We start from the raw sequence: 23,299 nt of genomic DNA on the forward strand, positions 1-23,299 counted from the left end.
CGTCCCTGCATTTGTTTCGCTGTCTGCGCTAGACCCTGTCGCAATCCATCCCTAACGTGCGCGCAATGCTAAGATATACCCTCAAACGTCTTCTTTCGCTTTGCATCAGTCTGGCCGTTGCGTCGCTGGTGATTTTCTTCGTGATCGAGGTGGCGCCGGGTGATCCGGCGACCTTTATGCTGGGCATCAACTCGCAACCCGACACCATTGCTGCGCTGCGGACCGAGCTGGGGCTGGATGTGCCGAAATGGCAGCGTTACCTGTCATGGGTCGGTGGCCTGCTAACCGGCGATTTCGGCACATCCTACACCTATCGCACACCGGTCGCGCAGATGATCGCAGAGCGTTTGTGGGTCTCGCTGCCGCTGGCGATCTATGCGCTGACGCTGAGCACGGTCATCGCCTTTCCCACGGGCATCTATGCGGCCTCGCGTCGGGGCAAGGCGGGCGATACAGCCGTGATGGGCGCCACGCAACTGGGCGTTGCGATCCCGAATTTCTGGTTTGCAATGATGCTGGTGCTGCTGTTCGCGATCAACCTGCGCTGGTTCAGTGCCGGAGGCTTTGCCGGCTGGGACAATGGTCTGGGCGCGGGCCTGTGGTCGCTGACCTTGCCCGCAATTTCGCTGGCCTTGCCGCAAGCGGCGATCCTGTCGCGGGTGATGCGGTCGGCCCTGCTGGATGTGCTGGGCGAAGATTTCATGCGCACAGCCCGGGCCAAGGGGCTGACGCGCGGGCAGGCGCTGTGGCGGCACGGGCTGCGCAATGCGATGATTCCCGTGCTGACCATCATCGGGCTGCAATTCTCGTTCCTGCTGGCGGGGGCGATCATCATCGAACAGGTGTTTTACCTGCCTGGACTGGGGCGGCTGGTGTTCCAGTCGATCAGTGCGCGGGATCTGATCGTGGTGGAAAGTGTGGTGATGCTGCTGGTCTTTACCGTGATCATGGTGAATTTTGCCGTCGATCTGGCCTATGCACTTGTCGATCCCAGACTGAGGAGCCGCACATGAGCCGCAACATGATCATCGGCGGGATGCTGACAGCTCTGGTCGTGCTGGCCGCATTGCTCAGCTTTGTCTGGACGCCCTTTGCGCACACCGCGATGGACATCCCGCAAAAGCTGCAAACACCCAATGCCACGCACTGGCTGGGCACCGACCATTTCGGGCGCGATATCCTGTCGATGATCATGGTGGGCGCACGCACTTCGATTGCCGTGGCCTTTGTCGCGGTGGGCATCGGGATGCTGATCGGCGTGCCGCTGGGTCTGTGGGCCGCCGCACGCAATGGCAGCTGGATCGACGAGCTGATCATGCGCGGCAACGATCTGGTCTTTGCCTTTCCCAGTCTGGTCATCGCCATCCTGATCACCGCGGTTTTCGGTGCCAGTGCGATCAATGCGATCATCGCCATCGGGATTTTCAACATTCCGGTCTTTGCCCGCGTCACCCGTGGCGGTGCGCTGCCGATCCTTGCGCGCGAGTTCATCATGGCGGCACGGGTTTCGGGCAAGGGCGACGCGCGCATCGCGTTCGAGCATGTCTTGGGCAACGTCGCCAACCTGCTGATCGTGCAGGCCACCATCCAGTTCAGCCTGGGTATTCTGGCCGAAGCGGCGCTGTCTTATGTCGGACTGGGGGCGCAGCCGCCCACGCCCAGCTGGGGCCGGATGCTGGCCGATGCACAAACGCTGGTCAGCATCGCACCGCATATGGCGCTGATCCCCGGCTGTGCGATCATCGTCACCGTACTGGGTCTGAACCTGCTCGGTGACGGATTACGCGACATGCTGGACCCCAAATTGCGGGTGTCACGGATATGAGTTTGCTGAGCGTTCAAAACCTGACAATAGGCATCCACAACCATCCGGTTCTGCGCGATGTCACGTTCGAGGTCGCCAAGGGCGAGATCGTGGCGATCACCGGCGAAAGCGGCTCGGGCAAATCGATGACCGCTTTTTCCATCATGGGACTGACACCCGACGGATCGCACGCCACCGGACGGATCATGCTGCAGGATACCAACCTGCTGACCCATACCGAGGCACAGATGTGTGCCCTGCGCGGCAACGCCATCGGCATGGTGTTCCAAGAACCGATGACCGCACTTAATCCGGTGAAAACCATCGGTGATCAGGTGGCCGAAACCATCCTGATCCACGGCGCGGGCACCCGCGCCGAGGCGATGAAAGCCGCCGCCGAGACCCTGACCCGCGTCGGCCTGCCCCAAGACCGCTTTCCATTGGGCCGCTTTCCGCACGAACTGTCCGGCGGCCAGCGCCAGCGGGTGGTTATCGCGATGGCCATCGCCCTGCGCCCTGCGCTGCTGATCGCAGACGAGCCGACCACGGCGCTGGATGTCACCACACAGGCGCAAATCCTCGAGCTACTGGCGAAACTGGCGCGCGAGGATGACATGGGTCTGTTGATGATCACCCATGATCTGGCTGTTGTGTCGGAAATGGCTGACCGCATCGTGGTGATGCAGCACGGCGAAATCGTCGAACAGGGCGACACCGCCCATCTGCTGCACAACATGCGCCACCCCTATACCAAATTGCTGTTCGCCGCCTCGACCCATCAGGTGGACCTGCCGCCATTAAAACCTGCTGCCGCCTTGTTGAAAGTTGATGGAGTCAGCCGCGATTACCGCACCCCGCGCAAATCCGTATTCGGCGCTCCGGGCGTGTTCCGCGCTGTAAAAAACGTCAGCTTTGACATTCAAAAGGGCGAGCGTCTTGGCCTTGTCGGCGAAAGCGGCTGTGGAAAATCGACCCTGACACGGGCGATTTTGGGTCTTGAGGACGTGCAAAGCGGCAGCATCACCCTGAACGGCGCGCCGGTGTTTTCGGCGGGCAAGGCCAACCTTGCTGTGCGCCGGAACATGCAGGTGGTGTTTCAGGACCCTTACGGCAGCTTCAACCCCCGCCATCGCGTATCGCGGCTGATCACCGAACCGTTCTATCTGCTGGATGATCCGCCCAAAGGGCAGGCCCGCACCGATCTGATTGCGGAAGCACTTGAGGCCGTGGGCCTGTCTGCTGCTGATGCGGACAAGTACCCGCATCAATTCTCTGGTGGACAGCGCCAGCGCATCGCCATTGCCCGCGCCCTGATCATCCGCCCCGAAATCATCGTCTTTGACGAGGCGGTTAGTGCGCTGGATGTTTCCGTGCGCGCGCAAATCCTTGACCTGCTGGCCGACCTGTGTCGCCAATACGACCTGACCTATCTGTTCATCAGCCACGACCTGAGCGTGGTGCGCACGGTGACCGACCGCGTGTTGGTCATGAAGTCGGGCCAGATCGTCGAACACGGAGCGACCGAACAAGTCTTTTCCAACCCGCAACACCCCTACACCCAAACTTTGATCGCCGCAGCGCCTGCGTTGCCCGATCTGACAGACAAGGCTGCTGACTATGTCCACTTCCCTTTGGTTTGACCCCACTGAAATCCTGATTGGTGGCACTTGGCAGCCCTGCGCCAGTGGGCAGACAATTGCGCTGACCAACCCGTCGGACGGCAGCGAACTGGCCCATATCGCCCGCGGCACCAGCGATGACATCGACGCCGCCGTGACCGCCGCGCAGGCCGCGCTGGACGGCGAATGGGGCCGCATGACCGCGCTGGAACGCGGCCGGCTGTTGACCGAAATCGGCCGCCGTGTGCTGGACTATGTCGACACGCTGGCCGAAATCGAAGCCTGCGACGTCGGCAAACCGCTGGGACAGGCTCGCGCCGATGCGGTGGCGCTGGCCCGTTACATGGAATTCTATGGCGGTGCCGCCGACAAGGTACATGGCGCAACCATTCCCTATCTGGACGGCTACACCGTCTATACCTTGCGCGAACCGCATGGGGTCACGGGCCATATCGTGCCGTGGAACTATCCGATGCAAATCATCGGGCGTAGCGTCGGCGCGGCGCTGACGATGGGCAACGCCTGTGTTTTGAAACCGGCGGAAGAGGCCTGTTTGACCGCGCTGGCCTTTGCCCGCATCTGCCAGGAGGTCGGTCTGCCCGATGGTGCGCTGAACGTCGTCACGGGGCTTGGCGTAGAAGCGGGCGCGGCGCTTTCGGGTCACGCCGGCATCCACCACATCAGTTTTACCGGATCGGTCGGCACCGGCGCATTGGTGCAACAGGCTGCGGGGGCCAACGTGGTGCCCGTGACGCTGGAACTGGGCGGCAAATCTCCGCAACTGGTGTTTGACGATGCCGACATCGACGCGGCCCTGCCGTTTCTGGTCAACGCGGGCATCCAGAACGCGGGCCAGACATGCTCGGCCTCGTCCCGTATCCTTGTGCAACGCGGCGTTTACGATGCCGTGCGCGACCGCATGGCCGAAGCATACCGCGCGCTGACCGTTGGCCCCGCGATGGACAACCTGCGCGTCGGGCCGCTGATTTCCAACCGCCAGCGCGACATTGTTCAGGGGTTTCTGGACAAGGGCGCCGATCTGACCATCGCCGCCACCGGACAGTTGCAAAACGCATCGGAAAACGGGGCCTATATACTGCCAACGCTGTTTGCAGACGTGCCGCCCGACCACACGCTGGCCCGCGACGAGATTTTTGGCCCCGTTCAGGTGCTGATCCCCTTCGACACCGAAGAAGAGGCCGTGCAGATCGCCAACAGCACCGACTATGGTCTGGTTGCCGCAGTCTGGACCGCGAACGGCGCGCGCCAGATGCGACTGGCCAAAGCGCTGCGCGCCGGACAGGTGTTCATCAACAACTACGGCGCAGGCGGCGGAGTCGAACTGCCCTTTGGCGGCACCGGCAAATCGGGACATGGTCGCGAAAAAGGGTTCGAGGCGCTCTACGGCTTTTCCACACTCAAAACAGTAGCGGCCCATCACGGCTGATCTTACGCAGGGAGAGAGAAACATGCGACTACAAGGAAAAACAGCAATCGTAACAGGTGCCGCTTCGGGCTTTGGCGAAGGCATCGTGCGCCGCTTTGCCGCCGAAGGGGCCCGCGTTCTGGTGGCCGACATCAACGGCGAAGGCGCGGCGAAAGTGGCTGCCGATCTGGGCACCGAATATTGTCAGGTGGACGTAGGCAGTGGCGCGTCGGTGCAGGCGATGGCCGACACCGCGCTAAAGGCACTGGGACAGGTTGATATTCTGGTCAACAACGCGGGCATCACCCACATGCCGCAGCCGATGGAAAACGTGACCGAGGATGACTTTGACCGTGTGTTCAACGTCAACATGAAGTCGGTCTATCTGACCGCCCGCAGCCTTGTACCCCACATGAAAGAACGCGGCACGGGGGCAATTCTGAACATCGCGTCGACCGCAGGCGTGTCGCCACGCCCGAACCTGAACTGGTACAACGCCTCGAAGGGGTGGATGATCACCGCGACCCGCACGATGGCGGTGGAATTGGCCCCCAGCGGCGTGCGGGTGAACGCGCTGAACCCCGTAGCAGGCGAAACCCCGTTGCTGAAATCGTTCATGGGCGAGGACACGCCGGAAATCCGCGCCAAATTCCTGTCAACGATCCCGCTGGGCCGCTTTTCCCAACCCGAAGATCTAGCAAACGCCGCACTGTTTCTATGCTCGGACGAGGCCAGCATGATCACAGGCGTCGCCATGGAAGTAGACGGGGGCCGTTGCATATGAAGACAATCAATCTGGCGACCAAGCTGGCGCAATTCAGCACCCATTGGGATCCGCATGTGGTGGCCGACTACAACGACAACGATGTGATGGTGGTGAAGTTTCAGGGCGAATTTCCCTTTCACATGCACGCGGACACCGATGACTTCTTTCTGGTTCTCGAAGGCGAAATGGTCATGGATCTGGAAGACGCCGAACACCGTGTCAGCGCGGGCGAATTGTTCATCGTACCGCGTGGGGTCACCCACCGCCCCCGCGCCGAGATGGAATGCAAGGTGTTGTTGATCGAACCCAAGGGCGTGCCAAATACCGGCGATCCTGCCACCGCCGCCCCCAAACCACGGATTTGACATGATAAAACCCGGTCCCCGCAACCTGCTGACTGACGTCCCCGGCCTGCGCGTTGGCAACGCCACCGATCAGGCGTTGAAATCGGGGGCAACTGTGGTCACGGCCGATGCACCGTTCACAGCGTCGGTTGCGGTGATGGGCGGCGCGCCCGGCTCGCGCGAAACGGATCTGCTGCAACCGGATAAATCGGTTGCGGCGGTCGATGCACTGGTGCTGTCGGGGGGGTCTGCCTATGGGCTGGATGCCTGTTCGGGCGTGGTCGACGGGCTGAGGATTGCGGGGCGCGGCTACCGTGTGGCCGATGCGGTGATTCCGCTGGTTCCGGGTGCAATCATCTTTGACCTGCTGTCAGGTGGCGACAAGGATTGGGGCGAAAACCCCTATCGCAAGCTGGGCCGCGCAGCACACGACGCTGCAAGCGACACCTTCGATCTGGGCAGCGTCGGCGCGGGCACCGGTGCGATGACTGCGATGATGAAGGGCGGGCTTGGCTCGGCTTCGCTTGTGCTGCCGGATGGCACGACCGTGGCAGCATTGGTTGCCGCAAACCCGATGGGGGCCGTGACCACACCGGGCGACAAACACTTTTGGGCGGCGCCTTTTGAAATCGAAGACGAATTTGGCGGTGCGGGCCCCGATCCCGCCAGCGGACTGGGTCGCACATTTGACAGCCGCAAAGCCAATGCAGTGATGGAGCGCGCCAATACCACAATTGCCATCGTTGCCACCGACGCCACCCTGTCCAAAGCACAGTGCCAGCGCATGGCATGGGCCGCACATGACGGCATCGGGCGCGCCTGTGTGCCTGCGCACAGTCCGGCCGACGGCGATCTGGTCTTTGCCTTGTCTACGGGGGCACGATCCATGCACGACGAACACCGCGACCTGACGATGATCGGCCACGCCGCAGCCATTTGCCTGTCGCGCGCCATTGCACGGGGCGTCTATCTGGCTCATCCCGAACCTGACGATCTGCTGCCCTGCTGGAGTGACTTTAATGCCTGAGATGTCCGACCTTTATGGCCTACCTGTCACCGGTGCAGACGCCGCCACCCTGCAAGGAATCGACGATTTCGTACACGGCTTTATCAGCTTCCAGACCAAGGCCGCCAATGTCCTGAAAGCAGCCGAGGCCGCACCCGACTGTCCGCTGGTCAACGCCTATGCCGCGATTCTGTATATGCTGCTGGAAGCCCCTGTTGCGCCACAACTGGCCGCGCCGTTCCTGAAGGCAGCCGAGACAGCCGCCCCGAATGCCACCCCGCGTGAACAGGCCACTGTGAACGCCGCACGACTGTTTCACGACGGTAAAATCCCCGAACTGATTGCCCTGTGCGAAGAAACCATTCGCCGCTTTCCCCGTGATATGGTGATGCTGAAACTGGGCCAGTACCACACTTTCAACATTGGCGATTTTCCCGCGATGCTGCGGATCGCCACCCGCGCTTTTCCGGCGTCCGACGACATCGCCTATGCCCACGGGATGCTGGCGTTCGGATACGAGGAATGTCACCTGCTGGATCAAGCCGAAGCTGCCGCGCGCTGCGCGATGAAACTGCGCCACGACGAGCCGTGGGCGCATCACGCGCTGGCGCATATCTATCTGACACGCGGCGACGTGGCTGGTGGCACGGCCTTTCTGGAAAGCGTGGCGGACACATGGCGCGATCTGAACAGCTTTATGCGCAGCCACAACTGGTGGCATCTGGCGCTGTTCTACATCAGTCAGGGACGGCATGATGATGTGCTGCGGGCCTATGACGAAAACGTCTGGGGTCTGGCCAAAGACTATAGTCAGGATCAGGTCGGGGCTGTGTCGCTGCTGGCGCGGCTGGACTTTGCGGGCATCGACGTGGGCGACCGCTGGGCCGATGTGGTCGCGCATGTGGCCCAAAGAGGTGCCGACACGGTCAGCCCGTTCCTGACGCTACAATATCTCTATGCGCTGGGTCGCACCGACGATCGTGCCGCGCTGGGCGTTATGATGGACGCGATCACTGCACGCGCTGCAGACACCACGCAGTACGATCACCGCGCATGGGCCGAAGTGGCCCTGCCTGCAGCCCAAGGGATCGTGGCCCATGCAGACGGGAACTGGTCACAGGCTGCGCGGTTGATGGGCATTGCCCTGCCCCGTCTGGCCGAATGTGGCGGCAGCCACGCCCAGCGCGATCTGTTCGACCAGATCCATCTGGATGCGCTGATGGCGAACGGGGATATGGCGCGCGCCCAGCAAGTACTGGAAATGCGGCGCACATATGATCCGGACGGCGTGCCGCTGAACCGGATGCTGGCCGAGGTTTACACCCGCAACGGTCTGCCGGAACTGGCGGCACAGGCACAGGCCCGCACCGCCGGTCATTCGTTCGATTAGCTGTCGCTGTCGGCGGGCGCTTCTGCGGGGGCGGCTTCGGGACCAACGCGCGCCAGATAGGCGGCGACGTCTGCGCCACCTTTCTTCAGCTTGAAAACCATACCCGACTTGGCTTTGGAATCATCCAGAAACTCGCGCAGGAATTCACGCGGGTCGGCAACATATTCCGTCAGCAGCGCCTGATCCCAGATCAGACCCGCCTCGCCCGCAGCGATGAGGGCCTTTTGATATTTAAAGCCTTCAACGGTCCCGGCCTGACGCCCGATGACACCGTAAAGGTTCGGCCCGGTACGCCCGCCTTTTTCAATCACCTCGTCGCCGTTCGAGATCATGTGGCAGCTTTTGCATTTGCCAAAGGTCTTGGCTCCCGCATCGGCATCTCCCGCATCGTGGCTATCGGCAAAGGCAGGTGTGGTAAGGGCAAGAACAGCAAGAACGCGAAACATGGATTTCATTGGATCACTCCGATCAATTGGCTTCTGGATTGGCTGACCTGAGGTTAGCACGCACCCCTGCGAACGCTGCGTGCCACGGTGTCGCATCACACGGCGTCAGGCTGGTTGGCCGGGGCCGCGCGTTCAAAGGCAGGCAGCGCCATACAGGCGTCATGGATACGCGCGATGGTGGGATAATCGTCCAGCCCCACGCCAAACCGTCCGTTGTTCAGCACCTGCGCGAACAGACACAGATCAGCCAGTCCGGGTATCTCGCCGTGGCAAAACGTGCCGGTCTGCGCCTCGGACGACAACCGCGCCTCAAGACTTTCCATGCCAGCTTTGGCCCATTTGCGGAACCACGCCGCTTTGCCATCAGCATCAACGCCGTATTCGGTTTCAAGATGTTTGAGAATACGCAGGTTGTTCACGGGATGTACGTCTAACGCGATAATATGTGCAAGACTGCGCACCCGCGCCCGCCCCCATGCATCCGCAGGCAGCAATGGGGGCTGTGGGTGGGTTTCATCGAGCCATTCGATGATCGCCAGCGATTGCGGCAGCGGGCCGTCGTCCGTGATTAGGGTCGGCACCAGCCCTTGTGGGTTCAGTGCCAGATGTTCTGCCCCGCGTTGTTCGTCCTTCAGTAGCGCATGCGCAACATAGTCGAAATCCAGTCCCTTGAGGTTCAGCGCCGCCCGCACCCGTGTGGACGTGGACGAGCGGAAGTAGTTGTGCAGAACAAGGGTCATGCGCGTGGCCCGATGGTAACCTGCAATTCGGCAATACCGTCGACGCCGCCGGTCATCACATCCCCCGACTGCACCGCACCCACACCCGCTGGCGTGCCCGTCATGATGATGTCGCCGGGGGCCAGCGTCATCGCCTCGCTGAGCGTCGCAATATGTTCCGACACCGGCCAGATCAGATCGGCAATATCCGCGTCCTGCCGTACTTCGCCATTGACTGCCAGCCAGATGCGCCCGCGTTCAAGGCTGGCAACATCTGCAACTGGCACGATGGGCGCAATCGGGGCGGATTGGTCAAAGGCCTTGCTCCAGTCCCAAGGGCGGCGCGTCTGTTTGGCCAGATTCTGCAAATCGCGGCGCGTCAGATCAATGCCGACCGACGCCCCCCAGATATGCGCAGGCACATCGGCAGGCGCTATGTCGGCCCCGCCCTTGCCGATTGCGATAACCAACTCGATCTCGAAATGCAGGTCTTCGGTCAGCGACGGATAGGGCACAGTGCAGGGCGTATCAACGACGGCATCCGCAGGCTTGGTGAAAAAGAACGGCGGTTCGCGATCCGGGTCGTTGCCCATTTCGCGGGCGTGGGCGACATAGTTGCGACCGACACAAAAAACGCGGCGCACGGGAAAGCGCTCGGTACGACCTGCGACGGCCAGTGAAGCTTGGGGGGCGGGAGGGAAAACAAAGCTCATGTCAAAGACCTTTCGAACAACTTTCAACCCGTTGTGGGCCAAGTCGCAGCGATTGGCAAATTCCCACACTCAGGCTTTTTCGAAGTCCTTCAAAAGGGTCGCCACTGACTTTTTGTGATCGCCTGATGCCGTATCCAGAAGACTGCGCACACAGAACATCCAATGTTCCCGCGCCATCTGATCCGACATGCAATAGGGTGCGGCCGCGCGGAAACTGATGTTCAGCAAATGCTCAAGCGTCACGCTGCGATAATGCACGCGCGAGCGCGATACCGGATTCAGGCCGCCCTTGTATTGCAACGCAACGCCAATGCCGTTGCGCAGCCAGTTCAGACAGTTGATCGCCGTAAACGGATCATTCACCCCCGGAGACAGCGCGCGCGCCGCCATTTCAACCAATTGGTCGATCATAAAGGTGATGTCCTGCGCCTCGGTCTGCTCTTCGCCAACGGCAAAGTTGGAACACAGCTGATCACATTGCTCAGGCGTCGGTGCGCTGGCGGAATGGACCGTCAGAATAGTCTCGTGCGAGCTGACAAAACTGCCGATCTTGACGGTGACGTTGATCACCCAGTCGTTATCCTCGGCCAATTTGCTCAGGCCACTTAGATCAAGCTGCTGGACATAGCCCGCCCGCCCAAGACTGAGTTCGGTTTCGACGGCGTCTTTGGCTGGGTCTTCGGATGGTTGCTGCGTCCGGTCGGCATGGGTGTCTATGATCCGCTCTATTCCCTGCGCCAGTCTGCGGCCCAATGAAGCGGAAATATTCGACACGTTGATGGTTTCAGGAATGTGATGCAGGAAATAGATCAGCGTTCCCACCGACATCAGCATCAACAAGATCGCCACCAACATCGAATATTGCGGCACAAAGGATTCCAACCCGTTGTCGCCAGAGCTTTGCACCGAACGCAAAATCATCAGCGCATACACAAAGGACGAGATCAACACGCCCAGACTGATCTGATTGCCCTTGTCGCGCATGAAATTTCCAATCAGACGCGGCCCGAAATTGCCCGATGCGAACGACACCGCCACCATCGTGATCGAGAACATGACGCCCGTAACCCCGATGATAGACTGCGCAATCACCGCCAGCGTCTGGCGTGCGCCATCGACTTGGGTATCCAGAAAATCGTCAGGCAACGTCGCTGGCAGCATGTCGGGATTGTGGTCAATCCACTGCGTCAGTTCAGACAGCAACAAGGCCGCAACCACCAGAGTGGACGGAATAAACCAGTAACTGGACCGCACATCCTGTGCGATTTTCAGAACATAGGCGCGCGAACCGAACATTTAACTCTCCATTAATAACACGCTGCAATGTGGGGCAGTGCGCGTCAACGACAATGGCTAAGACTTTGAGGTTTGCACGGAACCGAACGGGATGCCGTGGTGTTATCCCCTGATGAGCAACCGGGACGAAAAGAAAATGGTATCCACCCACGAAAGCGATCCCGGTGCCGCACCTCTGGAAGAAGAGACCGAACGCGAGTCAGTCGAGCGGGCGGCAAGGCTGTCTTCGAAACTTATCTATGAAGTGATCCGCCGCGACGGCGAAGAAGAATTGGCACGCAGCAAGCGATCGCTGTTCTGGTCGGGGACGGCTGCGGGGATCATGATCAGCTTTTCGGTATTGGGCGAGGCGATCTTGCGCACCTATTTACCAGATGCGTCATGGTCCTTTTTGATCGAGAACTTTGGCTATTCGCTGGGCTTTTTGCTGGTCATCATGTGCCGGATGCAACTGTTCACCGAGAATACCATAACGACGGTGTTGCCGTTGATGGTGTTGCCAACCACGCACACATTCGGTTGTGTAGCGCGCCTGTGGGTGGTCGTTCTGGCTGCCAACGTGCTGGGCGCATTCTGTATTGCCACGCTGTTTGCCTATACGCCTGTGATTCCCGAAGATCTGAGGCCGGCGCTGCTGTCCCTGTCAGAACATGCGGTGCATATGCCAGCAGACCAAAGCTTTTTCCGCGCGATTCCAGCGGGTATTCTGGTGGCCGCAATTGTGTGGATGCTGCCCCAAGCCAGCGACTCGGGATTTTTCACCATCCTGACGTTCACGTGGCTGATTGCGGCCGGTGACTTTACCCACATCGTCGCGGGATCGGTCGAAATGGCCTATCTTGGGGTGCAAGGGCTGCTGGGCTTTTCCGAAGCCTTGTTTGGGTTTTTCATTCCGGTGCTGGCAGGCAATATCGTTGGCGGCACTGCTGTCTTTGCAATGATCGCGTGGGGTCAGGTTAAAGACGACGTTCTGGAAAAGCAGTAGCACGAAACACCGACACTGTTGTAACTGCACAGTGTCGGCGGGCGCTTACATAATCGGGCGCTTCATCAAAGGTTCCAGCGTCATTCCGGCAGCATCGGCCAAAGCACCCAGATCGTTCACCACCAGTATTTCATCGCCCCAGTTCGCCAACTGACGATTGCGCAGCTTGCTGAGCGTTTTGTTGGTGTGAACCAGCGAAAGACCCAGCGCATCGGCCAGATCCTGTTGGCGAAAGGGTATCGGCATCACGCGATCTATGGCCAACCCCAGCGCCTGCCCGCGCAGCATGATCTTGCACAGCGCCCAAGAAATTGCTTCAAACGCGGTGCGTTGCCCGACCGATGCCAATGCTTCGCCCAAAAAATGCTCTTCTGCGGCGGCCATCCATGTCAGGTCAAAGGCGCGTTCGGGGTGGGTTTTGAAAAAGCTCCAGAATTCGCTGCGGTCAAAGACACACAGGGTCATTGGCGACTTGGCTTCGACCGAATGTTGCATTTCGCCCATTACGCCAGCCTGCAAGCCGATAAAATCACCCGGAAAGACAAAGTTGATCACTTGTCGGTTGCCGTTTGCCAGTGTCTTGTAGCGTACCCCCATGCCTCGCAACGCCGTGTAAAGCTGCGGGCTGTTGGACCCCTCCATCAACAGCGGTGTGCCGGGGTTCACCTCAAGCTCGCCGACTTTAAACTTCTGCATGAAGCGGATTTCATCTTCACCCAGATCAATGAACACGTCACTGCGCTGCAATGGGCAGTTGGCGCACTTTGTTGCCATGAGGGGATTACCTTTGTTCCACTATGTCATAGTTTAATGCACCACCTTTTATAATGTTCCACAAAAGGGCACCTGTCAGACACTTGAGAACAGATATGACGACGAAATTCCTGATTGTGCAGGGCGAAGTATTGATTGCAGAAGATCTGTCCCAGATTCTTTCAAACTATGTACCTGAATCAAAAATACACCGAGTGGACGACGTGACCACAGCCGTTGATGCGCTGAAAACGAATGGCACGCCCGAGGTGGTGTTCTTGCTGGGCAATTCCGCAAGAACCATCAATCCCGCGCTAATGGACCTGCTGATAGATCGCTGCATCACGGCAGTGCGTGTCGGCGTGGAGGATCTGGATTTCATCGAAGTTCTGCATGATGCATACCGCGTTGCGGCACCGTTCAGCACGGAAGATATCGAACGCGTGCTGGGCAACATCGGCCTGTCACCCCATGCACAGGCCTAAGCCTGCACGCAAAAGCCCGCCGCATCACTGCAACGGGCCCGTGCGTTCGCTTCGGCCTGAAGCCTCAGACTTTCAGCGTAGCAGTTGTCGAAAAGAACATGGCTTGGCTGACGGCTGATTTCACCTGATCATCCTTATACGGCTTCGAGATCAGGAACGCAGGTTCTGGCCGTTCGCCGGTCAACAGGCGTTCTGGATAGGCCGTGATAAAGATCACCGGCAGATTGCCGAACTGATTCAACAGATCGTTCACCGCGTCGATACCGGACGAGTTATCGGCCAGACGGATGTCGGCAAGGATCAGATCGGGTTTATCCGACGTGCCCAGCTTCACGGCCTCGGCGCGGGTGCGCGCGATGCCGGTGATGCGGTGGCCAAGTTCTCCAACAAGGTTTTCCAGGTCCATCGCGATGATCGGCTCGTCTTCGATGATCAGAACGCTGCCTGCAATGCTGTCGGCCATCTCGCGGTGTGCGATGTTGACCAGATGCTCGGCCTCGTCACGGTCAACGCCCATGATGTCGGCAACAGCGCCAAAACCAAATTCTTCGATGGTGTGCAGCAACAACGCCTCGCGGGTGTTGTCTGTAAGTTTGGACAAATGCTTTTGCGCGGCACCTTCCATCAGGTCGTCGGATGAATCCATTGAATCAACCTTGCTGGCCTGCCAGATGACATGCAGCACCTTGAACAAGGCAGTCTTGGTGCCAAGGTTGGAATCCATTGCACCGCTGTCCGCAAGTATCGCTTCAAGCGTCGCGGCAGCGTAACGGTCGCCTCCGGTTTGCGAACCGGTCAGCGCACGCGCATAGCGGCGCAGATACGGCAGCGCCGAGCCGATCTCGGCTGTGCGATCCTGGACAGTGCTTTCAGAAGTCATATTAATTTCCCCGAATTTCATATTTCTTGGGAACCAAACGCAGCATCCAGTGTTTAGTTCCCAACTAAGTGCGCAAAAGTACAATTCTGTTATTAGGCGAATATCACAATGGCATACAACGAACCGAATTCCGGAACACGCAAACAGATCGACGACAATCTGCGTCGTGTGTTTCAGGAAAAGGTCGAGGAAGAGGTTCCCGAACGCTTCAAGCAGTTGCTTGCGCAGCTACAGGAGCAAGACACCAAAAAGGGGTCAGGTGAACAAAAATGAGCGATTCAAATCCGAGAGACGAGCTGGTAGATCATCTGCCAGCGCTGCGGGCGTTCGCCCTGAGTTTGACGCGTAACGGCGCTGTCGCCGATGACATGGTGCAGGATACCGTGGTCAAAGCCTGGACAAATATCGAGAAGTTCCAAGAAGGTACCAACATGCGCGCTTGGTTGTTCACCATTCTGCGCAACACCTACTATTCCAGCCGCCGCAAAGTGAAACGCGAAGTGGCAGACGTGGACGGCATGCACACCGGCAATATGGCTGAAAAGCCGGCCCACGATGGCCGCTTGCAAATGAACGACTTTCGCAAGGCCTTTGCCCAGCTTCCAGACGAGCAACGTGAAACTCTTGTCCTTGTGGGCGCGTCCGGTTTTTCCTACGAAGAGGCCGCCGAGATGTGTGGAGTCGCCGTAGGCACAATCAAAAGCCGTGCCAATCGCGGGCGCAAACGTCTGGCGGAATTGATGCACCTAGATGACAAGGATTCCATGATCATGACCGATAGCGCAACAGTCGCTGTGGTGGCGGCCAACGGCTCCTCATCCTTCTAATGCCTGATCGGGGACGCGTCACAACGTTGTCCAGACAACTGACCCGCGGCCTGAGAGTTCGGGTCGCGGCTTTTCTTGCTTTGGCACTGCTGCCCATCGGCGTGATGAGCGTTCTGCAAACCAGCGACCTGTCGCGCGAAGTCGACAACAGCTCGGAATTGGCGCTGCTGGCGCTGACCAACACAGCGGCGGTTTCCGAACGGCAAATGTTCGAGCGCGCTTTTGGGGCTGCGCAGGCGCTTACCTCAGTGCTGCAACTGATGCTGGTCGAACCGGAACGCTGCGGGAGCTATCTTAGCCAGTATGTCAAAGAAACCGGAAGCTATTCCTTTGTCGGGTTCCTGAATCCCGGCGGTACGATGGTCTGTTCCTCTGGCGAACCCGACGCTGACCTGAGCAACTGGTCGAACCTGACCCAGCAGTTCGACACACCGCGCATGTGGATTGACCCCACGCGCAACACCAATCCGGACAGTGGTGCCGTTATCAACGTGCTGTTCCCTTCGTATCAGGACGACACCTTTCGCGGCTATATCGCCATGTCCCTGCCCCGCACCAAGCTGGGCGCGCCTTGGTTGCCGACCAACACCCGCCACCCGCTTAGTCTGACCACCTTTAACGACAATGGCGATGTTCTGACCACGGTTTCGTCGACAACAGACCAGACCATCTATGTACCACAGGATTTCAAGTTCGATCGGCTTAAGGGCAACTGGACGCAGACTTTCATTGCCAAGAACCAGTTCGATCAGGAACAGGCCTTTGCCGTCGTGCCCGTCGTGCCGGGGTTGGTCTATGCGCTGGCCGCCTGGCCGGTTGAGTATCGCAAGCCCGCATTTGGTCGCCTGTCGGGCACGCCGCTGCTGTTTCCGTTGCTGATGTTTGTTGCCAGCCTTGGAGTGGCTTATTTCGCGGTCGACCGTCTGGTGGTGCGCCACGTCAAGCAATTGCGCAACAAGGTACAGGCATTTTCGCGTACCCGCCGCCTGCCCAGCACATCGGACCAGCTTTCTTTATCCGCCGAATTGCAGGATCTTGAAGACGCGCTGGCCGAAATGGCCTTTCACTTGCTTGATGACGAGGCACAGATGGAAGATGCCCTGCGCGAAAAGAACGTCCTGCTCAAGGAAATCCACCACAGGGTCCGCAACAACCTTCAGTTGATCTCGTCGATCATGAACATGCAGATTCGCAGGGCAGCCGAACCTGAAACCCGCGATATCCTGCGTAGCCTGCAAGAACGGGTGATGAGCCTGTCTTCGGTCCACAAGAGCCTGTACCAAACTGAAAATCTCAGCCAGACCAACGCCGGCACTCTGATTCCCGACCTGTTCGAACGTCTGGTGGCCGCGAATGACCCGCAGGGAATGGAGTATCGCCACGACTTTGACGAGATTGTGCTGTTTCCTGACCAAGCGGTGCCGCTGACGTTGCTGGCATCCGAACTGGGCACCAACGCGCTGAAGTTCATGGGCGCCCCCGAGGGTGAAACGCCCCATCTTTTTGTCTCGCTAAAGCAACTTGATGCGGGGACTGCGCGTTTGATCTGCGAAAACTCGGTCGGCGCAGATATCAACGACGTTGAAGCCAACGAAGCAGGGTTGGGCGCACAATTGATCCGTGCGTTCGCGACGCAATTGCACGGCAGGATCGAAACCACCTCGACGGACCGTGTGTACCGCACCGAGGTAACCTTTGATGTCGAAGATGTTTTTCACGAACCCGCCGATCACTAATATCGCATGAAGGCGCCGCACAATCTGACCAATGCCAGGATTTTCCTGGCTGCTTCCGAAACGTACCCCGCTCCTGAGAACGTGTTTCTTGATCCGACGGATGAATTCTGGCTGGCTTTCGCGCGTTCCACCCGCAACGCCGTTGTACGGTGAACGTGCACGTAACATTAGCAAGTCATGGTTTGACCTGATCGAACATACTCTGCGGCGTGGTGTGCGGTTTCGGATGCTGCTGACAGACTTTGATCCGGCGATCCGGCCCGAAGATCCGTCTTCAATGATGCGTTAGCGCAACTGTGACAATTTGTATTGGATTCAACGTGCCAGCTACGGAACCCAGACCGGATTTCGGTGTTGGATCAACAATGCCACTTAACGAAGCGCCATAAAAAGGAACATAACATGAGTTTCGACGTGTTTATATTTGGGTTACTTGCACTTATCTCGGTGGTTGTGATCATCTTTGCCACGTCCAACAAACGCAACGGACAACGGCAATCTTCGAATTTCGATCCTTCGGAAAAATATGGACAAATACGCGACGACGGGCGGAACAATTTCGGCTGACACCCGTTTGCAGACTGTTACATCTGATAAACGCGTACTGTTTTCTTGGTGATACCGGCACATTCGCATAGAGTGGGCGTCTGGTGCGGCCAATAAATCGGTACGCGTTTGTCGTTCAGGCACCGCGCCGTCACAGTCGCCGTTCAAGACGCGCAGATTTCGCAATTCTGTCGCCTGACCATCACCCCAATGTTACCAAAAGACCGCATCGATCCGGGACATCACATTCATCCACGGAGCTTCCCCGATGCCACGTATTTCATTCACCCGTCGCCAGACCCTGCTAGGCACCGCCGCACTTGGCGTTTCGATGTCCATGCCTTCGCTGTCGCGCGCCCAATCGCGTCCGTTGATCACCCACGGCGTAATGTCCGGCGACGTTGCCCACGACGGCGCAGTGATCTGGAGCCGCGCCGACCGCGAGGCAAAGATGCTGGTCGAATGGGCCACCACCGAAAACATGTCCGACGCGCGCGCTGTCCCTGCCTTGGCTGTAGGATCGCCCACCGACTACACCGGCAAAATGGCCCTGACCGGATTGCCCAGCGATCAGGACATATTTTACCGCGTGACCATGTCCGATCTGCCCGACGGCACTCTGTCCGAACCAACCACCGGCACATTCCGCACGGCCCCGATGGGCAGCCGCGATATCAGCTTTGTCTGGTCCGGCGACACCGCCGGCCAAGGCTGGGGCATCGACGAAGACCGCGGCGGCATGACCACTTATGCCACCATGCTGGGCCACAACCCCGATTTTTTCCTGCACTCGGGCGATACTGTCTATGCCGACGGCCCACTGAAAGAAGAGGTCGAACTGGAAGACGGCACCGTCTGGAAAAACGTGGTCACCCCCGCCAAATCCAAAGTGGCTGAAACGCTGGACGAATTCCGTGGCCAGCACCTCTATAACTATATGGACAAGAACGTGAAGGCGCTGAACGCCGCCGTTCCGATCATCGCTCAGTGGGACGATCACGAGGTTACCAACAACTGGTATCCTAACGAAGTACTAGCCGAAGACGACCGCTATACCGTCAAGTCGATGCAGTTGTTGTCAACGCGCGCCCACCGCGCGTTCCACGAAATGATGCCCACGCGGCAAAGCCTGTCCGAGCCGATGCGCGTCTATCGCAAGGTGTCTTACGGCCCGTTGCTGGACATCTTCGTGATCGACATGCGCACATATCGCGGCGACAACACAGCCAACACCGAAGCCGAAGGCACACCGTTTCTGGGTGCCGATCAGCTGGCATGGCTAAAGCGCGAAATGGTCAATTCGACTGCCACATGGAAAGTTATCGCGTCGGACATGCCCATCGGCATGATGGTGCGCGATGGCGACAACATGGAAAACTCGTCGAACGGCGACGGCCCTGTGCTGGGTCGCGAAAAAGACATTGCAGCAGTTCTGTCGTTTATCAAGGCAGCCGAGATCACCAACACGGTTTGGCTGACCGCCGACGTGCACTACACTGCCGCCCACCACTATTCACCTGATCGCGCCGTATTTCAGGAATTCGAACCCTTCTGGGAATTCGTCTCGGGTCCGCTGCACGCGGGCACCTTTGGCCCGTCGGATTACGACAACACCTTCGGTCCCGAAGTGCGCTATGCCAAGCACCCCGAGCCGGGTCAGGCTAACCTGCCGCCCAGTGACGGCATGCAGTTCTTTGGCAAGGTGGACATCGCCGCCGACACAGGTGTGATGACCGTACGTCTGATGGACAGCGCGGATGTCGAATTGTGGTCGGTGGAACTGGACCCGAAACTGGCCTGATCCAGTGGGCGACAAATAGAAAAGCCGCCCAGTCAAACGGGCGGTTTTTACATCATCAAGGTTATTCCGCTGCTTCAGTCCGCAGGAACCCCCCCGATTGAAGATGCCAGTACTGCGCATAAAGCCCGCCCTGCTTCAACAAAGCCTCGTGGCTGCCATCTTCAACGATCCGGCCCTGATTCATCACGATGATCCTGTCCATCTCGGTCAGCGTCGACAAACGGTGGGCAATGGCCAACACGGTCTTGCCTTGCATCACACGGTCCAACGCGGATTGAATCGCGGCCTCGACCTCGCTGTCGAGCGCACTGGTCGCTTCGTCCAGTATCAGGATCGGCGCATTCTTCAAAATGGCGCGGGCCAGCGCAATCCGTTGCCGCTGACCACCCGACAGCTTTACGCCACGCTCGCCCAGATGGGCGTGATATCCGGTGCGCCCTTTGTGATCTTCCAGATCCAGAATAAACGTATGCGCCTCGGCCTCGCGGGCAGCTTGAAACACTTCTTCATCCGTCGCCTCGGGGCGGCCATAGCGGATGTTGTCCATCGCCGAGCGGTTGAACATCGCAGTTTCCTGCGTGACCATACTGATGCTGCGCCGCAGGCTTTCCTGCGTGACGGTGCTGGTGTCGGTCCCGTCGATGCTGATGGTGCCGCCTTCGGTCTCGTACAGCCGCAACAGCAGCGCGACGAGGGTCGATTTCCCCGCGCCGGACGCGCCCACGATACCGATCTTTTGCCCCGGTTCAATGTGCAGGTTCACACCTGATATTCCACCCACTTCACGCCCGTAGGCAAAGTTCAGGTTTTTCAGAACGATACCACCCTTCACCACATCCAGATCAGTGGCGTCGGGGTTGTTTTCGGTCCGATTGCGCGGGGTCAGCGTGTGAATGCCGTCCTCAATCTCGCCCACACTGGAATAAATCGCCATCAACGTAAAACTGACCCAGCCGGTCATTTGCGCGATACGAATGGCAACGGCGCCCGCTGCCACGATGTCACCCTGTGTGGCAACACCCTGATTCCACAGGATCAACGTCCAGCCCAACAAGATCACCGGCAACAGCCCCGCAAGTGTCATCAGGCAAAACCGGAACCCCGCCGCGAGATAGCCGAAATCCAGTGCCGTGCGACGAAAGTTGCCCATAGCGCCCAGCGCCGCGCGATCTTCGTGTTCATCATGGGCGAACAGCTTGACCGTCTTGATGTTAGTGATCGTATCCACGATCTGCCCCGACACCATCGCCCGCGCACCGGCACGCGCCGCAGACCGTTTGCGAATGCGAGGCAAAAACCAGCGGATCATCAGGAAATACCCCGCCAGCCACACCATGAAGCCAAGACCGATCTTCCAATCAATCGCCACCAGCAACAGAACCGACCCCGCCAGCGACGCCAGCGCAAAGGCGACGACGTTGATCATTTCCACAACCACATCGGTCACGGCACGCGCCGTCTGCATCTGCTTTTGGGCGATCCGGCCTGCGAAATCATTGTCAAAGAACCGGACCGACTGACCCAACGTCCAGCGGTGCAGACGCGACAACACCAGCGGGTTCAGGTTCGGCTGAACGATGATCGCGTTGGCCGACGAGGACAGGCCAAACAACAAAGGCCGCGCGATCAGGAAAAACGCAATCGCGCCAAGGATCAGCGCAAGGTTGGCAGCCGAAAAGAACCCGTCCGGTCCCAAGACTGTGCTGGCGTCGATCACCTTGCCCAACAGCCACGCCGTTCCCGCCTCAATCGTGCCTGCTGCTGCGGAGAAGAATGCGGCCAGCCACAGTGCAGGCCACGCCCCCGACAACGCCCAACGCATGAACGCACCCAGCGTGCGCGGCGGTGGCCCGTCAGCGGGGCGAAAAGCGTGGATCCAGTTTGCAATGTTCATGTCACAGCCTCGGGGTTCAGGAACCCGCCCGATTGGCGCGCCCAGAATTCGCTATATAGACCGCCCTTGGCCAAAAGCGCGTCATGGCTTCCATCTTCGATGATCTTGCCGCCATCCAGAACCAGAATACGGTCCATTTCGGCAATGGTGGACAGGCGGTGGGCAATGGCGATCACCGTTTTGCCCTCCATCATCTTGTAAAGCGTTCTCTGAATCGCTTCCTCGACTTCACTGTCCAGCGCGCTGGTGGCCTCGTCCAGCAGCAGGATCGGCGCGTTCTTCAGGATCACCCGCGCCAGTGTCACCCGCTGACGTTGACCGCCCGACAGCTTTACGCCGCGCTCGCCCACCTGTGCATCATAGCCGATGTTGCCACTGGGGTCGGTCAGCGTGGTGATGAACTCGTGCGCCTCGGCTTGTTTGGCTGCTGCGATCATTTCGGCCTCGCTTGCGTCGGGTCTGCCATAGAGTATGTTTTCGCGGACTGACCGGTGCAACAGGCTGCTTTCCTGCTGCACCATGCCGACGTTCAACCGCAGACTATCCTGCGTGACCTGCGTGACGTCCTGACCGTCAATCTCGATCCGTCCGCTTTCGGGATCATAAAACCGCAGCAGCAATTTTACCAATGTCGATTTCCCCGCACCCGACCGCCCGACAAGGCCAACTTTTTCACCGGGCTGGATTGTTAGATCAAGCGCTTCTAGCCCGCCATAGTCCCGCCCGTAATGGTGTGTCAGCGCCTTCAGTTCGATCCGGCCATCGGTCAGAACCAACGGTTTGGCGTCTGGCGCATCTACCAGCGTTACAGGCTGTGCAATCGTTTCCATCCCTTCGGCCACGACACCCAGCTCGCGAAAGAAGGTGGTCAGCGCCCACATGATCCAGCCCGTCATCGCATTCAGCCGCAGCGCCAGCGCCGTCGCCGCAGCAACAGTACCAACCGACGCCTGCCCCTGCACCCACAACGCAATCGCCCAGCCAACAACGCCGACAATCAGCAGACCATTCAGCAGCACCAGCGAGAAATCCATCGTGGTGTAAATCCGCATCTCGGTCTGGAAGGTCTTGCGCGTCTTCTCGATCGCGTCCTTGGCATAGTCCAGCTCGCTGTCATGATGGGCAAACATCTTGACTGAATGGATGTTGGTATAGGCATCAACCACACGCCCCGTGACCGTACTGCGCGCATCCGACGCCGCCTTGGACGCGGGGCCGACCCGTTTGGTCGTCCAGACGATCAACATGCCATAAAGCACCATCCAGATCACCAGCGGCAGCAACAGCCGCGCATCAGAGGAAGACAGCAAGATCGCAGCGCCGATCATATACGCCAGCGAATAGGAAATCGCGTCAAACACCTGAAACACCACCTCACCCGCGGCGGGGGGCGTTTGCATAATACGGTTGGCGATCCGTCCGGCAAAGTCGTTCTCGAACCAGCCAACAGACTGACGCAAAACGTGTTTGTGTGCCCGCCAGCGGATCAGCGTGCCAAAATTGACGATTATTGTATTGTTCAACAGCATCACGTCCAGCAACTGGATCAGTGGGCGCAGCGTCAGGATAAAGATCGCAACCGCGATCAGTTCAACCTTGTTGGCGGCCCATACTTCGGCTGGCGCACCCTGAAGCAGATCAACGACCCGCCCCATATAGTAGATCAATCCAATCTCGATCGCGGCAATGACGATGGACAGAATGCCCGCAAGAATGAAAACCGTTTTGAACGGTTTGGCATAGGCGCGCATGAACGGCCACAACCGCGTGGGCGGTGTGTTAGTTTCAGCAAAAGGTGCATAGGGGTCGACGAGGTTTTCGAAGTATTTGAACATGGGAGACCTGTAGAAAGACGGAATTCAA

The 23,299-nt window shown here is 58.9% G+C and carries 22 protein-coding genes; 14 read left to right on the forward strand and 8 right to left on the reverse strand.

Features of this window, described 5'->3' with window-relative positions; genetic code table 11:
* Positions 1–65 precede the first annotated feature (65 nt).
* Genes SULPSESMR1_RS15505 through SULPSESMR1_RS15540 form a run of 8 tightly spaced genes read left to right on the forward strand, consistent with a single transcriptional unit; the run spans position 66 to position 8,355 of the window.
* Positions 66–1,013 (forward strand): ABC transporter permease, encoded by a 948-nt coding sequence (locus tag SULPSESMR1_RS15505; protein WP_089421683.1) that lies wholly within the window; start codon positions 66–68, stop codon positions 1,011–1,013.
* Positions 1,010–1,825, forward strand: a complete 816-nt coding sequence (locus SULPSESMR1_RS15510) for an ABC transporter permease (protein WP_089421684.1) — start codon at positions 1,010–1,012, stop codon at positions 1,823–1,825. The genes SULPSESMR1_RS15505 and SULPSESMR1_RS15510 overlap by 4 nt, the downstream gene beginning before the upstream one ends.
* On the forward strand, positions 1,822–3,444 hold the full coding sequence (locus SULPSESMR1_RS15515; protein WP_089421685.1) for an ABC transporter ATP-binding protein: 1,623 nt from the start codon (positions 1,822–1,824) through the stop codon (positions 3,442–3,444). The genes SULPSESMR1_RS15510 and SULPSESMR1_RS15515 overlap by 4 nt, the downstream gene beginning before the upstream one ends.
* Positions 3,422–4,870, forward strand: a complete 1,449-nt coding sequence (locus tag SULPSESMR1_RS15520) for an aldehyde dehydrogenase family protein (protein WP_198362808.1) — start codon at positions 3,422–3,424, stop codon at positions 4,868–4,870. The genes SULPSESMR1_RS15515 and SULPSESMR1_RS15520 overlap by 23 nt, the downstream gene beginning before the upstream one ends.
* Before the next feature lie 22 nt (positions 4,871–4,892).
* On the forward strand, positions 4,893–5,633 hold the full coding sequence (locus SULPSESMR1_RS15525; protein WP_089421687.1) for an SDR family oxidoreductase: 741 nt from the start codon (positions 4,893–4,895) through the stop codon (positions 5,631–5,633).
* Positions 5,630–5,980 (forward strand): cupin domain-containing protein, encoded by a 351-nt coding sequence (locus SULPSESMR1_RS15530; protein WP_089421688.1) that lies wholly within the window; start codon positions 5,630–5,632, stop codon positions 5,978–5,980. Before SULPSESMR1_RS15525 ends, SULPSESMR1_RS15530 begins: the two co-directional genes overlap by 4 nt.
* A gap of 4 nt (positions 5,981–5,984) precedes the next feature.
* Positions 5,985–6,986 carry a P1 family peptidase gene (locus SULPSESMR1_RS15535; protein WP_089422354.1) on the forward strand — a complete coding sequence of 334 codons (1,002 nt, stop codon included), beginning with the start codon at positions 5,985–5,987 and terminating at the stop codon, positions 6,984–6,986.
* Positions 6,979–8,355 (forward strand): tetratricopeptide repeat protein, encoded by a 1,377-nt coding sequence (locus SULPSESMR1_RS15540; RefSeq protein WP_089421689.1) that lies wholly within the window; start codon positions 6,979–6,981, stop codon positions 8,353–8,355. Before SULPSESMR1_RS15535 ends, SULPSESMR1_RS15540 begins: the two co-directional genes overlap by 8 nt.
* Here SULPSESMR1_RS15540 and SULPSESMR1_RS15545 read toward each other — a convergent pair.
* The 4 genes from SULPSESMR1_RS15545 to SULPSESMR1_RS15560 all read right to left on the reverse strand — a co-directional run bounded on the left by SULPSESMR1_RS15545 (position 8,352) and on the right by SULPSESMR1_RS15560 (position 11,529).
* Entirely contained in the window at positions 8,352–8,810 is a 459-nt protein-coding gene (locus tag SULPSESMR1_RS15545; RefSeq protein WP_089421690.1) for a c-type cytochrome, read from the reverse strand. The genes SULPSESMR1_RS15540 and SULPSESMR1_RS15545 overlap by 4 nt on opposite strands.
* A gap of 86 nt (positions 8,811–8,896) precedes the next feature.
* A complete protein-coding gene (gene maiA, locus SULPSESMR1_RS15550) occupies positions 8,897–9,541 on the reverse strand; it encodes a maleylacetoacetate isomerase (protein WP_089421691.1) in 645 nt (214 codons plus the stop codon).
* The gene (locus SULPSESMR1_RS15555; RefSeq protein ID WP_089421692.1) at positions 9,538–10,233 is read right to left on the reverse strand and encodes a fumarylacetoacetate hydrolase family protein; all 696 of its coding nucleotides are present in this window, start codon (positions 10,231–10,233) and stop codon (positions 9,538–9,540) included. The genes maiA and SULPSESMR1_RS15555 overlap by 4 nt, the downstream gene beginning before the upstream one ends.
* 69 nt (positions 10,234–10,302) lie before the next feature.
* Positions 10,303–11,529 (reverse strand): DUF2254 domain-containing protein, encoded by a 1,227-nt coding sequence (locus SULPSESMR1_RS15560; protein ID WP_089421693.1) that lies wholly within the window; start codon positions 11,527–11,529, stop codon positions 10,303–10,305.
* A gap of 136 nt (positions 11,530–11,665) precedes the next feature.
* On the opposite strand from SULPSESMR1_RS15560, the gene SULPSESMR1_RS15565 reads away from it, so the two are divergent.
* Complete coding sequence (locus SULPSESMR1_RS15565; protein WP_089422355.1) at positions 11,666–12,514, forward strand: formate/nitrite transporter family protein; 849 nt, start codon at positions 11,666–11,668, stop codon at positions 12,512–12,514.
* A 45-nt stretch (positions 12,515–12,559) separates the two neighbouring features.
* Here the strand turns inward: SULPSESMR1_RS15565 and SULPSESMR1_RS15570 are convergent, their stop codons facing one another.
* Positions 12,560–13,288, reverse strand: a complete 729-nt coding sequence (locus SULPSESMR1_RS15570) for a Crp/Fnr family transcriptional regulator (RefSeq protein ID WP_089421694.1) — start codon at positions 13,286–13,288, stop codon at positions 12,560–12,562.
* Positions 13,289–13,383: 95 nt separating this feature from the next.
* On the opposite strand from SULPSESMR1_RS15570, the gene SULPSESMR1_RS15575 reads away from it, so the two are divergent.
* Positions 13,384–13,752 (forward strand): hypothetical protein, encoded by a 369-nt coding sequence (locus tag SULPSESMR1_RS15575; protein WP_089421695.1) that lies wholly within the window; start codon positions 13,384–13,386, stop codon positions 13,750–13,752.
* A 64-nt stretch (positions 13,753–13,816) separates the two neighbouring features.
* Here SULPSESMR1_RS15575 and SULPSESMR1_RS15580 read toward each other — a convergent pair whose 3' ends face one another.
* Positions 13,817–14,632 carry a response regulator gene (locus SULPSESMR1_RS15580; RefSeq protein WP_089421696.1) on the reverse strand — a complete coding sequence of 272 codons (816 nt, stop codon included), beginning with the start codon at positions 14,630–14,632 and terminating at the stop codon, positions 13,817–13,819.
* Positions 14,633–14,740: 108 nt separating this feature from the next.
* Here SULPSESMR1_RS15580 and SULPSESMR1_RS24975 point away from each other — a divergent pair, with 108 nt between their 5' ends.
* From SULPSESMR1_RS24975 to SULPSESMR1_RS15600, 4 genes are all read left to right on the forward strand, one after another.
* Complete coding sequence (locus tag SULPSESMR1_RS24975) at positions 14,741–14,905, forward strand: NepR family anti-sigma factor (RefSeq protein WP_114284807.1); 165 nt, start codon at positions 14,741–14,743, stop codon at positions 14,903–14,905.
* Entirely contained in the window at positions 14,902–15,459 is a 558-nt protein-coding gene (locus tag SULPSESMR1_RS15585) for an RNA polymerase sigma factor (RefSeq protein WP_089421697.1), read from the forward strand. The genes SULPSESMR1_RS24975 and SULPSESMR1_RS15585 overlap by 4 nt, the downstream gene beginning before the upstream one ends.
* A 26-nt stretch (positions 15,460–15,485) precedes the next feature.
* Positions 15,486–17,195, forward strand: a complete 1,710-nt coding sequence (locus tag SULPSESMR1_RS15590; RefSeq protein ID WP_157729029.1) for a sensor histidine kinase — start codon at positions 15,486–15,488, stop codon at positions 17,193–17,195.
* Between the two features lie 814 nt (positions 17,196–18,009).
* On the forward strand, positions 18,010–19,542 hold the full coding sequence (locus SULPSESMR1_RS15600) for an alkaline phosphatase D family protein (protein WP_162791906.1): 1,533 nt from the start codon (positions 18,010–18,012) through the stop codon (positions 19,540–19,542).
* 61 nt (positions 19,543–19,603) lie between these two features.
* Here the strand turns inward: SULPSESMR1_RS15600 and SULPSESMR1_RS15605 are convergent, their stop codons facing one another.
* Positions 19,604–21,436 carry an ABC transporter ATP-binding protein gene (locus SULPSESMR1_RS15605; RefSeq protein ID WP_089421700.1) on the reverse strand — a complete coding sequence of 611 codons (1,833 nt, stop codon included), beginning with the start codon at positions 21,434–21,436 and terminating at the stop codon, positions 19,604–19,606.
* The gene (locus tag SULPSESMR1_RS15610; RefSeq protein WP_089421701.1) at positions 21,433–23,271 is read right to left on the reverse strand and encodes an ABC transporter ATP-binding protein; all 1,839 of its coding nucleotides are present in this window, start codon (positions 23,269–23,271) and stop codon (positions 21,433–21,435) included. Before SULPSESMR1_RS15610 ends, SULPSESMR1_RS15605 begins: the two co-directional genes overlap by 4 nt.
* Between the last annotated feature and the right edge of the window lie 28 nt (positions 23,272–23,299).

Source organism: Pseudosulfitobacter pseudonitzschiae, assembly GCF_002222635.1.
GTDB classification, from domain to species: domain Bacteria; phylum Pseudomonadota; class Alphaproteobacteria; order Rhodobacterales; family Rhodobacteraceae; genus Pseudosulfitobacter; species Pseudosulfitobacter pseudonitzschiae_A.